The organism is Hoylesella shahii, from assembly GCF_937990675.1.
GTDB classification, from domain to species: Bacteria; Bacteroidota; Bacteroidia; order Bacteroidales; family Bacteroidaceae; genus Prevotella; species Prevotella shahii.
The window spans coordinates 115228-129921 of sequence record NZ_CALKQY010000022.1; the positions used below are offsets into that span (position 1 = coordinate 115228).

Sequence of the window (14694 nt, forward strand, 5' to 3'; positions counted from 1 at the left end):
TTGATAATCAATGTCCCGTCCAAGGTTTATATAGTCCAGAGGGGTCGGGATTGTTGTGATCGTTCAGAATGGGGTTAGACATAACCTCTTGGTCAACGATAACGAAGTTCATCCAAGCAGGCCTTCCGTCGGTATTAATTCGTTCGGTAGGTTCGAAGTTGGTGCCTTCATATCCTCGAGTAACAGAGTAATTGAGTCGTTTCACGTCGAAGAACGTTTGTCCTTCTCCCCATAGTTCGATGCGTTTTTGGAACACAATTTCCTCCACAATGGCGTCTTTCGCAGTGGCATTGCAAACATAAGAGGGGTCGCGATGTTGCTTCATGAAGTTCTCTACCAACTGTTTTCCCCTTGCAGGGTCTTGATGTGCAGCGGCTTCGGCTTCGATAAAATACATCTCTTCCACACGCATGATGGGGAAAGCCGACGCTTCTCCTATTTTGAAAGCCTCATCATTACCTTGGTTAGGACGGAATTTCAACGAGGCATAAGCAGGCAAACTCTGCTTGTAGGCAGGCTTTAAGAAAGGCACTTGGTCGGCCAAAGGCGAGCCATCTGGTGCTTTCCACTGCAGTTTTCTAAAGTCGGTGTTCGCAATTCTGTCGTACACACGCTTGCCAATTAGTTGGAAAGCGCCCTTTCTGGCATAGCCATATTGCGTCTCGTTACACATCCATGAGGTCCAGTTTAGCCATTCATCTCTCACGGCATCGTCTTGGTCTGTGTACTGAACGCCCCACATCCACTTTTCAATTTGGTTATAACCATTGGCCACATTGAGGCAATCGTCTTTGGTCATGGGGTTAATTCTTGCTGCATTAATAGCCAATCGAGCATGTTTTTCGGCTGCAGGATAGTCTTCAAGCCACATGGCTAAGCGTGCGCGCAGACCTTCGATGCAAGCCACATCGGGGAAAGTTTTATTGCGCGTATTCACCAATAGAGGCAGATATTTAGCAGCTTCGTCCAGGTCGGAGGCAATAAATTTTGCCATTTCTTCGCGCGTGGCACGTGGATTTTGACGTGCATCGTCTTGTTTCATACCAGCTTTTACGATGGGAACAGTGAGATTGGTAACATCAATTCCTGCTTCGTTGCGCCCATTTGTCACCTTATTAGGCAAAAATTCGTACATACGAGCCATGTCTAGATAGATCATTGCCCTATTAGCGTATGCCACTCCGAGGTAAGCTTTTTGCATATCAGTGGCCACATCGGGGTTAACGCCATTGATAACATTGTTGGTTGCCTGCACATATTGGTAGTTCCATTCCCAAACATACTGTGTACACATCCAAGGTGCACCTATATCTGTGCACTCCGACCACCACCAAAACCAGTCCCAATTGCGGTTAGAAAGTGTGGCAAGGTCTTCGGTCATCACGTCGCGGATATGCATAATGCCACCCAATCCCCACGAATAAGACACATGATCATTGTAAATAGACTTGGCTGTTGTGGGTATAGCGCTCACAAGAAACTCTGTGGCATCGGGCGATTGGGCCAATTGTGTGGTGGTAGCCACATCAGAGGGAAACACTTCCCTTATACATCCGCATAGCAAAGGTGTTGAAAGTATCAACAGTCCTATTGAATATTTTATATTAAAAGACTTCATACTAAATTCATTAATGTTTAGAATGTGATTGTAATACCACCTGATATGGTACGCAGTGGTGAATATTGAGTGCTTGAGTTACCACCCATAGTGCTTTGACGTGGGTCGAAACCTTGGCGTTTAGACCACAACCAGAGGTTCTCTCCCGATGCATATACGCGTACATTTTGCAGTCCGAAGCGGGTGATTAAGCGCACTGGTACGGTGTAACCCAACGTAATATTCTGCAGATTGAGGTAACTTGCCGAGGTGAGGAAGCGGTCGGAGAAGCGCGCCATGTCTACGTCATTGTATTGAATGCGTGGCACATTGGCCTCTCTATTGTTTGCATTCCAAGCCTTTTCAAGGTCGGCATGGAACTGCTCTCCACGCGAGAAAGACATACCCGAAGCGTAACCATTATCGTAAGCCTTACCGCCAATCTGGTAAACAAAGTCCATTGAGAAGTCAAAGCCATAGGCCGATAGGCTCGTTCCGAAACCGCCATAAGCGTCGGGAAGTGCTGTTCCGCAATTGTAATAACTTGCTTCTCCACCGTTTTTAGTGGTTGTGGTGCTTTCAATGATGTCGAAACCGGCTGCATCTTTCATACGATTGCCTTGCGCATCATATTTATACACATTCTTATAATATAGTGCTTCGCCCGTTTCATGGTCCACCCCTGCATATCGAAACATGCGCCATGAATAGATAGGAAGGTTTTCTCCATAGAAATAGTCACCATCATTATAACCTTCTGCACCATCAAGTTCTGAACGTTTCACGGCTTTATCCAGGTGGGTTATCTTGTTTTGGTAAGAGGTGATGTTGCCTCTAACGGTCCAAGTGAGGTCTTTTGTGCGAATGATGTCTCCATGTAGGTCGAGTTCTACACCGCTATTTCGCATATCGCCCACATTGGCCCAATAGCCTTTAAAGCCGAACGAGCCGGGCAAAGTAAACCACGATAGCATGTCGGATGTTTTGCGATAGAAGTATTCGATATCGCCACCGAAGCGCTGATTAAACAAAGAAAACTCTACGCCCACATTAAAGTTGCCGCCTTTTTCCCAAGTGATGTTGGCATTTCCCAGCGAACTAGGTGTGAGTGCTACGTTACCATTAGAATTTTCTATATTATAATAGGTGATGTAACGGAAGTTTCCGATATTGTCGTTGCCTTGTTCTCCGTAAGATAGCTTAAGCTTGAGTTGGTCTACCCATGGGGCATTGAACCACTTTTCTTTGTTAATCATCCACGCTCCACCAAACGACCAGAAATTACCCCAACGACTTGAGGGGTCGAAACGTGATGAGGCGTCGCGACGGAACGACAAAGAAGCGAAGTAACGACCATCGTAATTATACTGCATACGCCCGAAATAGCCCTCGGTATTGTATTCGCTGGTGTACGAATAGGTGTTACCCACCTGCACTGCACCATTCAATTCGGTGGTGAGATACGAAAATGTTTTGAGCTTATCGCCCTTAAGATAATAGTAAAGAGAGCGATAATACTCGTGTCCTAGCATCACTTCCACATCGTGCAAACCCATCACGCGATGCCAATTGAGCAGCTGTTGCAGGGTATAAGTCAATGTACGGTCGTGCGTTTTAAACACATGGCCTTTCTGCGATGCATTCTGTCCGTACCAAGGGTTATAGGTTGTAGTACCGCGATAGTCGCCCCAGAACACGGTATTATTAAGCGACAGACGGAAATCTTTCAAAAATCTCACCTCGGCATTACCTGCACCGTTGAAGGTGTTTCCATTTCCTCCGTTGGTGTCGAGCTGATTATCCGACAGCGGGTTTGAACGATTCATAAAAGCTCTAACATTGGGTAAGGTTGTGCCATCGCCGTAATCGTAGAGTGGCAGCCCCGTTCTTTGGTCGTAAAGCATTTCTCCAGCTGCGTTACGGAAATAAAGTGGATAGATGGGCGCCACCTTTGTAAGGGCAAACACATTGGTGGGCGAAGCCGAATTGCCATCGCCGCGCAATGAATTGGCTTGGTAGTTGGCATAGCTAATGTTACCAAACAGCTTGAGCCATGGTTTCATTTGGGCGTCGCCTTTGAAGCGAGCAGAGATGCGTTGATAATCCGAACCCGGCGAGATACCGTCTATCTTGAGGTAAGAAGCCGACATGTAGAGGCTTGAAGTGGGTGTACCATAGTTGGCCGTAAGCGAATATTCTTGTCTCAGACTCTTACGGAAGGTGGCATCACTCCAGTTGTCGGGCGTGAGAAAATAGGTGTTTCCATCTTTTCCCATCACCGTTGCGCCCAATGTTGCGCGTGGGTTAAGCTTGCCATTTCTACCAATGAGCAGTTCGTTTTGTGGCACGGTGTACACGTTATAGCCCAATCCGAAAGCATCGTTACCCGTTAATTTATTGTTTGCAAACACCAAAGCGTTATCGGCATCATAACCAAGCTTGTCGATGGCATAGTTATATAAGCCCTTTCCCCACATCTCATAATAGGCTGCGGGATTATTGATATAGTTGTAATCTGGCAATTGACGTTCGTTCTGACCCCATTTTGCATCGAACGAAATAGACGAATGGTCGCGCTTTCCGTTCTTTGTTGTGATGAGCACAACACCATTTGCGCCTCGTGCGCCATACAAAGCAGCCGATGCAGCATCTTTTAATACAGTCTCACTCTCGATATCTAGCGGGTTAATCATGTTCAGATTGCCACTATAGGGCGAACCATCTACGATGATAAGTGGGCCATTGCCGGCATTGATCGAACTAATACCGCGCACGCGAATGGTAGGCGACCCCATACCAGGTTGTCCCGAAGCCTGCACCATTTGCACACCTGCAGCCTTACCCTTCATGGCGTCGAGAGGGTTGGTGGCTTGCACCTTGCCAATCTCCTTGCTGTCGATAATAGCAGCCGAACCCGTGAAAGCCGACTTCTTACTCGTACCATAGGCCACCACAATCACCTCGTCCAAACCCTTAGACACGGGTTTGAGGATAATTTGCATGTGGTCTTTAGCTTGAAGGTCTTGTGGTTCAACGCCCACATAACTCACTCTAATTTGTGTTTTGCCAGCAGGCAGCACCAGTCTAAACCGTCCATCGAGGTCGGTAACGGTACCTGCGCCCGTGCCAATAACCTGCACCGTGGCCCCAACAACAGGCTCGCCTTGTTCGTCTTTCACTATTCCGGCGGCCACACGCTCGCGCGTTTGTACGGTCTCAATAGGTGATGCCGTGGGCAATGGATGACTTGCCCATGCCGGCATCATGCTTGCAGAGGTCGTTGCCAACAATGCAAGACATAATAATAGTTCCTTTTCTTTTGGATTCATGACTTAGGTTTTATTGATAAATATTGTTAATTCAGCTTTAATCTTTGCTCGATTGTTCAGGTTTGTAGATAAACGTTGTTCGGTTAGCTTATTGAAATGGCCTACGACCAAATCGAAATTCCGACAAAAGTAGTGCATTTGTTCAATACAAACAAATGTTTCTTTACTTTTTACGTGTTAAAATATTTAAATATGAAATATTTTGTACATTCATAGTTACAAATTGCATAAAGAACGGATATTAATAAACAATAAAACTGCTTATAATATTCTGTTTATCAACTATATTAGAAAATTTATAACATGGCTATCTACTGAACTCAAACATACAAACACGAAGTAATGTTCTACTAAAAGATAGATAAATCAGACACTTACACATTTTCGTTATTCACGAATAACCTGTAATATAATACAACATATTTCCTCATTTTTGGTAGATATTGCAGTAAGGTGTTGTTATCTATCTGGTAATCCTCAATGTTAGGCGCGCACGATGCTGGTGATTATCAAAAAATAAGGGTATCGTGCTATGCATTCGGGTGCTTTTAACTAACTTTGTGGTGATAAACATCCTCATCAACAATCTAAAGAAGCAGACAATGAGTGCTATAGAAATTATCACTAACGAATTGCAGACCCTTGGAAGAGCTGAAAAGGCTGCACATTTAAGTAGGTTTTTCAAAACAGGCAAGGGACAATACGGCGAAAACGACCGCTTTTTAGGCGTTACCGTACCCCAAACACGCCGTGTGGCTATGGCGCATGCCGGTGTGAATTTGGCCGATTTGCAACAACTCATTCGGTCTGAGTGGCACGAAGTGCGCCTTTGCGCCTTATTCATTCTTACGATTCAGTTCAATAAAGGAGATGAACCAACACGCACCGAGCTTGTACACTTCTATTTAAACAACACGCAACACACCAACAATTGGGACCTCGTGGACCTTTCCGCGTGGAAAACCATCGGCACTTATTTGCTAGACAGACCGCGCAACTTGCTTTATCGGCTAGCCGAAAGCCCTTTGTTGTGGGATAATCGCATTGCCATGGTGTCTACTTACGCCTTTATCAGGCAGGGACAATTAGACGACACGTTTGCCTTGGCCGAAAAAATGATGGGCCATAAGCACGACTTAATGCATAAGGCTATTGGCTGGATGTTGCGCGAAGCAGGCAAACGCGATGAAAAAAGATTGATTGATTTTGTGGAAAACCATCGTTTGGTGATGCCCCGAACCATGTTGCGCTATGCTATTGAGAAGTTATCTGCCACACAACGAAAGCATTTGATGCGCAAAGACTAGGTTTGTGCCTTCATCAATATGCGCACCACCTACTCCACTGCCATAAAACCCTTTCGGAAATTAGTGCACTTGCCAGCAGTTACACTTGCTTAACAGCACAATATAACAAGCGATGCCGAGCATCAGCTTATAATGGGGCAATAACTATGAAGTAAATCTTAGTCTTAAACTTAGGGGGATTTGGTGCTAAAAACGATGTTCAAACAAATCATTAACGCCCATTTTTAAAACACGTCCCCTAAGTCTATCACGCGTTAGCATAAGTAATATTATTTTACAAACGATACATTCTCGGCTACTCATTCTAGCGAAAAAACCAGCTTAAAACCTGCTATTAAGCATCAAAAATCGAACCATCGTTTTAAAAGTTCAGCCATTGGAGTAAGGATTATCAGCATTTTGCACCATTTTGGCTTTCTAGTTTGTCGCCGACGCACAATTTTTCATCACGCCCAAACCTGCTTTTTGTTGCAAAAACACCACTATTTGGCACTTTATTTGTTCGTAAACACCAACATTTTGCACCAACAACCCACCATATAGCCACAGAAAATACGGATAAACATACACTTGCCGCTGAATTAAATTACGTTTTACCTCGCGTTTTGCTGTTTTAATCTTGCATTTTGCTGCATTTAGCCTTGCGTTTTGCTGCACTTTACCTTGCGTTTTGCAGCATTTAGCACTGCGTTTTGCTGCATTTAGCACTGCGTTTTGCTGCAAAACGCACGGTTTAGCGTAAAGTTTGCGCTTTTAGTCCTCGCAAAATAAATTTCTATGCATTACAAATCATTTTCTTATTTCACAAAAACAAAGTCGCACGAGAATTGAATATTTGCGACCGAACAGGCACCTGATAAAGAAAAAGGGCACTTTTCGTGCCCAATTTCACGCGGAATATTTTACATTTCGTATAAAACAAATTCCCTCAAACAAAGTCAATAAAGAGCCATAAAGCTACAAGCCGATACGCAAAGATGCTAAAACCTGAGCTACTAAATGCTTTGTACAGCCTTAGCCAACTGTTCCATGGCCTGTTGTAGTATGGCGCGAGGCGTGCCCACGTTCATGCGCATGTGCGATTCGCCTCCCTGACCAAACATTTCGCCATCGTTAAGGGCTAAATGCGCCTTGTCTATGCAGAGGTCTAATAGCTGTTTGTGCGTGAGATGCAAGTCGGTGAAGTCTAACCACACCAAAAAACTGGCTTGCGGGCGAAGCGGTTTAACACCAGGGATGTGTTTTTTGCAAAACTCTTCTACAAAGCACACATTGCCTTCAACATATTTCAGCATTTGTTTTCGCCATTCGTCGCCCTGCGTATAGGCCGCAATAGTGGCGATGGGAGCCAAGATAGTGGGTTCTTCTAACTCGTTTGCCGACAGCCAACGAAAGAACTTAGCTCGAAGGGTTTCGTTGGGCACGATGGCAAACGAACTAACAACACCTGCAATATTAAACGTTTTAGAGGGTGCACCAAAAGTGATAGAAATATCGGCAGCATGTTGGTTCACTGTGGCAAATGGTATATGGCGATGACCAAAAAGGGCCATATCTGCGTGTATTTCATCGCTTATCACGATGATGTTGCGTTCAAAACAGAAGTCGGCCAGGCGTTGTAATGTTTCTTTCGACCACACTTGTCCTGCGGGGTTATGAGGATTGCACAGCACAAAGAGTTTGCAATGCTCATCGCACACGGCCTCTAGGTTATCAAAATCCATGTCGTAATAACCATCGGCCTTACGCTTAAGCGGATTAAACACCACTTCTCGCCTATTGGCCAAGGGTGTTAAGCGGAAGGGATGGTACACCGGTGGCTGAATAATAACCTTATCGCCGGGGTTGGTAAACACGTTAATAACAAAGCCTATGCCCTTAACGATGCCAGGGATATAGGTAAGCCACTGGCGTTGCACCTGCCACTGGTGGTGGCTTTGCTGCCAGTTGATGATGCTCTGCCATAACTCTTCGGGCGTAACAGTGTAGCCAAAAATGGGGTGTTCCAACCGTTTGCGCATAGCCTCTACGATAAAAGGAGGTGTGGCAAAATCCATATCGGCCACCCAAAGCGGCAAAAGGTCGTCGCGTCCCCAACGTGGTTTCAAGGCGTCGTGCTTGAGATCGCCACTTCCTCGGCGGTCGATTATCTCGTCAAAGTTGTAGTTGTGCATGCCATTTTAGTTTTTAAAGATTACGGGGTTGAGCGTTGATTGTTAGTTGAGCGCCTGTATGATATCGTCTAAGAGGTCGTCCACGTCTTCCAATCCTATACTAAGCCTGATTGTTGTGTCGTTCACATCCATTTCGCGACGCTGTTCGTCTGTAAAAGCTCCATAGATGGTACTTGCGGGATGAATAGCAAGCGTGCGATTATCAAACAAGTTGGTGGCGCGATGAATGAGTTTCAGTTTGTTTATCATGGCGAAACAAGCCTCTTTACTATCTAAGTCGATAGTAATCATCGCCCCAGCCGTGTTACCAAACTGCTTTTTGGCCAATTCGTGATAAGGATTGTCGGGCAATCCCACATAGTTTACATGCTTAATCTGTGGCAGTATTTGCAATTGTTTAGCTAATTCAAGCGCATTGGCAGCCTGAATGCGATAGCGTGCATCAAGCACTTCTAGCCCTACGGTTTGCAGATAAGCAGCCTGTGGCGTCATATAAGCACCGAAATTAAACAGCAATTCGCCACGCAACGCGCGCCCAAGGGGTTGAAATGTGCCGTAATCAATAACCAGTCCACCCAACGAAGTAGCACCACCGCTAATGTATTTGGTGCTAGAAACCACCTCGGCATCCACCCCAAGCGCTTTTGCTGAAAACTCGGTAAAGGGGATTAGCGTGGTATCGGCCACCAAAGGTATGCCCCGCTGATGAGCCAAAGTCGCCAAAGCCACAATGTCTACCACCTCAAGTTGTGGGTTAGTCATTATCTCAAGATACACACAGCAGGTGTTGTCGTCTAGCTGCTGTTCCACTTGTTCAACGTTAGTGAGGTCGCAAAGGCGAGCTTCAACGCCGAAACGTTTGAGAGTTGAGGTAAGAAGTGAATAGGTGTTGCCAAACATATGGCGCGAGCTAACAATGTTTTTACCCTGTTGCGCCAACGCAATAAACACGGCGCTGATGGCAGCCATGCCCGAATTAAAGGCCACAACATCGGTTGCACCGGTTATGCCTTTAACCCTTTGTTCTAAATTTTCAACTGTTGGGTTGCCCACTCTTGAGTAATCGGGAGCCGACACCCTACCGCAAAACACGTCGCTCATAAGTTGTGCGTTGTCAAATTCGTAGGCAACGGCGTTATAAACAGGCATACTAAGCGCATCGTAGGCATCGCGTCGCTTATAAGGTTGATGTATGGCGCGCGTTGTTTTTTTCATATTTATATGTTTAGTTGTTGTGGATTTGCCTCATCAATACCATTGCACAGCATTACCTACACCGCTACGTTTGTCGTACTTCAGTGCATCGGTAAGTGTGGATGCATTACAACGGAAGCTAAAGTTGTAGCTGGTGTAGGGCGCAAGAACCACCGAACAGCTCATGCTAAAGCAATGAAGGTCGCGTTGAAGCGAGGCGGTGGTCATAGAAATCTTACGATTTTCGAAGTCGTAACCCGACGAGAAGCTGATGTTCCAGCCATCACTAATACGAATGTTACCACTAACGTTAAGCGATTGTGTGAACTTATAGGGGTAACGCATGGTGTTATAGTTGAACTTTTTCACATCGGTATTCTCCAGCATAGTGACACCATAGCCAAAAGTTAGCGACCAAGGCATGGAGAATTTCATGTAACCATCTTCGTCGGTTTCGGTTTTTCCGCCGTCTCTTCCACCCGAAGCGCCTCGTTGTCCTTCAATCATATCATCGTCGATGTTGCTTTCGATGTTGGTATCTGTGCCTTCGTCGTCATCGTGTTGCTTTTTCTTGTCCTCGTCTTTGGTTTTCTTACCAAAGAGTTTAGCCAATTTTTCGGGTGTGAGTGTGAACGAAATGTTTTGCGACATACCTTGGAAACGTCCAAACCTTCCACGACTCCACTCGGTGTGTGTGCCCACATAAGGCACGCCGTTGCTATCCAGTTCGTAGGCATAGGTGGCAAAAAGTGCGTTAAGACTGAAGGTATAGTTTTTCCACCACTTCAATCTAAGGCGCATACTAAGGTCGCTCCAGGGTCTTGTTTCTGCAGCCATATTATACGACATTGAAGCGCCAAGCTCGTCGATGATGCTTAGTTTTTTAAATCCAGTAGAGTCTTTGTCCGACCGCACTTTCATTTCGATGTTGTTTCCTAAGTCGAACGACACGCTACCCGTTTTACCTCGTCCAGGAACACCAAAGAGCGAGCCTTCGAAAGGCGAATATTCCACGAGCGAGACATTACCAGCTGCGTCGGTTTTTTGGTAAGTGGCGTAGTAACCATAGCGCGATGCGCTGAAATCGGGTGCATAGCTAAAGCTCACTTGTGGAGTGAGGACGTGACGAATGGCCACAATCTTATCGCCAAAGAGTTTGCGACTAGGTGTCCAGAAGCCATAAAGCTTGGTATTGGCCGACACACTCATGCGCCAGTCGTACACGTTATGAAATCCGTAAGTGGTGTCGTTCACCTCGGTTTGGCGAGCAACGTCCCACGAACGAGTAACCTTATTGGTGTACATACGGTCGGCAAACGAGAACGAGGGATTAAGACTAAGATAATTAAAGAGCGTAAACGAGCCACTAATGGGCACTGTGTGCATCATTCCGTTGCGCCAATCCTTAATGAGGTTCGAACGCATCAGGCGGTCTTCCTTAGTGTTTATCGAATTACTTAGCTGTCCGGTGTAACTCATTGCTATCTTTTCGTACCATCTCTCTTTACCTGCAGCGTGCTTACGCTTGAAGGGATAGAAGCGTGCAATGGAGATATTGATATCGGGCAGCGTGAGAGCGATACTCGAGTCGCGCATGTTTTGCGAGAGGTTACCCGTTGCGCTCAGCGTCAATCCGATGCTTGAGAAGCCCGTGCTCCAGCTCACCGACGAGGTTCGGGTGCTTTGCGTAAGGGCTTGCGGGTTGTAAAGGCTATTTAAATTGTTGCGTTCGTAGCTAGTGGAAGCAAAGTTTACACTTCCCGACAACGTGCTAAAGGGGTTGGCCTTGGGGTCTTGTCGGTGGTTCCATTGCAGTTTAAAGCTTGTTTGCGATGAATAATCGGGCAAGCCTTTATCGCCAGTTTTGGTGTTTTGGTAGCTAAAATAGAAACTTCCATTGTAGCGATAGCGCTTACGATAGTTAGAAGCAGCCGAGAAACCCCACGAGCCTTTGGTGTAGATTTCGCCAAGAAGTTTCAGGTCCCACTTATCTCCAAGTGCGAAATAATAACCCATATCGCGCAGATAAAAGCCACGTTCGCTCTCATCGCCGTAAGTAGGCATAATAAAACCACTGCTATATTTCTGTGTAAAAGGGAAAAATCCGTAGGGAATGGCCAAGGGCAAAGGCACATCGGCAACCACGAGATAAGCCGGACCAAACACCACATCCTTGCCAGGACGCACCTTAGCACGCGAAAGCGCAATGTAGAAGTCGGGACAATCTTTATCGCAAGTGGTGTAACGGCCGTGTTGCAGATAGACGTCGCCGTTGGCATCACGCTTTGCTTTTTCGCCATAAAGATATCCCTCTTGCTGCTGTGTGCGCACATCTTTAATCAGTCCGCGCTTCGACTTAAAGTTAAAGGCCATGGTGTCGCTTGTGTATTTGTCGGACCCCATGTTAAAAACAGGCTTGCCCTTGATGCCATCTTTTTCGCTGCTATCGGCCACACCAGTGGCATGAACCACACTGCTATCGGTGTTGATGCGTATGCGTTCGCTGGCCAAGTCCATGTTTTCGTATTTCACTTTGCCTGTGCCGTAGATGTAAGCCATCTTCGATTGGGCATTATATACTAAGGAGTCGGTACCCGAATACACCACGGGCGCATCGATACCGTTTTTCTTTTGCCGGTTAATTGAGTCGAGACGTATAGAGTCGTCTACATGCTTATTATGGCGATAGATAGCCCGTTGCAACGAGTCCATGCGTGTAGTGTCGTTGGCTATACGTGCCAACGAGTCGCGCCGAATAGAGTCGGCCTGCCTTTGGGCAGCCGTCTTGGCCGTCTTATTTCGCTGAGTTAGGGGCGAATATACCCCAGCCGTTACAAACACAACGACAAACAGCAGTAGTGCAATTAACGATTTTCTTCGCATTCTAGGGTACAAAATTAACGATTTAATGGTGAACCCTCTTGCTCTTATCCCTTTTTAACACTTACAATTACCAGTGATAACACTGTTGCCAAGCATAGTCTACAAGCCCAACGCGCATGAATTGCACCCCAAACTCATGTTATTTTAACGTCTATACACGCCCACACAGATGCAAAAACTTCAATGGTATGGTCCGTATTTGATTTTTTTTATCTAATTTTGCAGCGCTATATTATCCCTATAGTAAATGGTATAAGCAACTTATGAAAAAGAAAATACAATTCAGCCTCGTATATCGAGACATGTGGCAGAGCTCTGGGAAGTTCCAGCCACGCAAAGATCAGTTGGAGAAAATCGCTCCCGTAATCATCGAAATGGGTTGTTTCTCGCGTGTTGAAACCAACGGCGGTGCTTTCGAACAGGTGAACTTGTTGGCTGGCGAAAACCCCAATGAGGGCGTGCGCGCATTTTGTAAGCCCTTCAATGAGGTAGGAATTAAAACCCACATGCTAGACCGTGGACTCAATGCCTTGCGCATGTATCCCGTTCCCGACGATGTTAGAGCACTGATGTATAAGGTGAAACACGCTCAGGGTGTGGATATTCCCCGTATTTTCGACGGACTGAACGACGTGCGTAACATCATCCCCAGTATTAAATGGGCTGCCGAAGCTGGCATGACTCCTCAAGGAACACTTTGCATCACCACTTCGCCAGTGCACACGCTGGAGTATTATAGCAACATTGCCGACCAACTTATTGAAGCTGGTGCTAAAGAAATCTGTCTTAAAGACATGGCGGGCATTGGACAACCGGCTTTGCTTGGCCAACTTACTAAAGCCATTAAAGACAAACATCCTGAAATTATCATCGAGTATCACGGACATACTGGCCCCGGATTGTCTATGGCTTCAATCCTTGAAGTTTGTAACAATGGTGCCGACATCATTGATACTGCCATCGAACCACTATCTTGGGGTAAGGTGCATCCAGACGTTATCTCGGTGCAAAGCATGCTGAAGAACGAAGGCTTCGATGTTCCTGAAATCAATATGAGCGCTTACATGAAGGCTCGCGCATTGACACAAGAGTTTATAGACGAATGGTTGGGCTACTTTATTAATCCTGCCAACAAGCTGATGAGTTCGTTACTCTTAGGCTGTGGCTTGCCTGGAGGTATGATGGGAAGTATGATGGCCGACCTAGCTGGCATACATAGCACCATCAACAGCATCCGCACAAAGAAGGGAGAGGCCGAATTGTCTACCGATGATATGCTTATCAACCTCTTTAATGAAGTGGAATATGTATGGCCTCGCGTGGGTTATCCTCCCTTGGTTACGCCTTTCTCACAATATGTTAAGAACATTGCACTGATGAACCTTCTCACAATGGAGCAGGGCAAGGGACGTTTTGTGATGATGGACGATGCTATGTGGGGTATGATTCTGGGTAAGAGTGGTAAGATTCCTGGAACTATCGCTCCCGAATTGGTGGCTCTGGCTAAAGAGAAAGGTTTCGAATTTACCGATGCCGACCCACATACACTGCTGCCAAACAACCTCGACGACTTTAAGAAAGAGATGGACGAGAATGGTTGGGAGTACGGACAAGACAACGAAGAACTGTTTGAACTGGCCATGCACCCCGAACAATACCGCAACTATAAGAGCGGACAGGCTAAGAAAAACTTCTTGGCCGACCTGCAAAAGGCTAAGGACGCGAAGATGGGTAGCAAACTTTCGGCTGAAGAACTGGCAGCATTTAAGCACGCTAAGGCCGATGCGCTGGTGGCTCCTGTTAAAGGACAATTGTTCTGGGAATTTAATGGCGATGGCGAATGCGCACCAACGGTTGAACCTTACATTGGTAAAGAGTACAAAGAAGGTGATGTGTTCTGCTATATCGTTGCAACATGGGGCGAAATCGTTACTGTTCCTGCCGCTCTAGGTGGAAAGCTTGTTGAAATTAACGCTAAACAAGGCAGCAAGGTTAACAAGGGCGACGTGGTGGCTTACATCGAACGCGAACAAAAGAACTAATATCGAGCCATAAAAGCTTAATAAATTACTTTAAAGGCACAGCCTGCAACTTGTTGCGGGTTGTGCCTTTAAAGTTTGTTGGCAGATAATCAAAATAAAATTGCAGAATTTAGGGGTCAGTCCTAAAACCCAGTTGTAAGTCCTTCCCCCTCATGCACATAATTTCAT

7 protein-coding genes are annotated in these 14694 nt (G+C 46.0%); 2 read left to right on the plus strand and 5 right to left on the minus strand.

Translation table 11 applies throughout. The features are described 5' to 3' along the window. Positions 1 to 7: 7 nt before the first annotated feature. Both QME03_RS02980 and QME03_RS02985 read right to left on the minus strand, forming a co-directional pair. Positions 8 to 1618, minus strand: coding sequence for a RagB/SusD family nutrient uptake outer membrane protein (locus tag QME03_RS02980; RefSeq protein ID WP_281723410.1), 1611 nt, complete (start codon positions 1616 to 1618; stop codon positions 8 to 10). 17 nt (positions 1619 to 1635) lie between these two features. Then, a complete protein-coding gene (locus QME03_RS02985) occupies positions 1636 to 4926 on the minus strand; it encodes a SusC/RagA family TonB-linked outer membrane protein (protein ID WP_281723411.1) in 3291 nt (1096 codons plus the stop codon). A gap of 602 nt (positions 4927 to 5528) precedes the next feature. Between QME03_RS02985 and QME03_RS02990 the strand changes: the two genes are divergently transcribed. Next, positions 5529 to 6233, plus strand: a complete 705-nt coding sequence (locus tag QME03_RS02990) for a DNA alkylation repair protein (RefSeq protein WP_281723412.1) — start codon at positions 5529 to 5531, stop codon at positions 6231 to 6233. A 995-nt stretch (positions 6234 to 7228) separates the two neighbouring features. Here the strand turns inward: QME03_RS02990 and QME03_RS02995 are convergent. The 3 genes from QME03_RS02995 to QME03_RS03005 are packed head-to-tail and all read right to left on the minus strand — an operon-like array spanning position 7229 to position 12484. Next, complete coding sequence (locus QME03_RS02995; RefSeq protein WP_281723413.1) at positions 7229 to 8407, minus strand: MalY/PatB family protein; 1179 nt, start codon at positions 8405 to 8407, stop codon at positions 7229 to 7231. Between the two features lie 42 nt (positions 8408 to 8449). Next, positions 8450 to 9622, minus strand: a complete 1173-nt coding sequence (locus QME03_RS03000) for a trans-sulfuration enzyme family protein (protein ID WP_281723414.1) — start codon at positions 9620 to 9622, stop codon at positions 8450 to 8452. Positions 9623 to 9655: 33 nt separating this feature from the next. Beyond that, positions 9656 to 12484, minus strand: coding sequence for a putative LPS assembly protein LptD (locus QME03_RS03005; protein ID WP_281723415.1), 2829 nt, complete (start codon positions 12482 to 12484; stop codon positions 9656 to 9658). Positions 12485 to 12747: 263 nt separating this feature from the next. On the opposite strand from QME03_RS03005, the gene QME03_RS03010 reads away from it, so the two are divergent. Continuing rightward, a complete protein-coding gene (locus tag QME03_RS03010) occupies positions 12748 to 14526 on the plus strand; it encodes a biotin/lipoyl-binding protein (protein WP_025815277.1) in 1779 nt (592 codons plus the stop codon). Positions 14527 to 14694 lie beyond the last annotated feature (168 nt).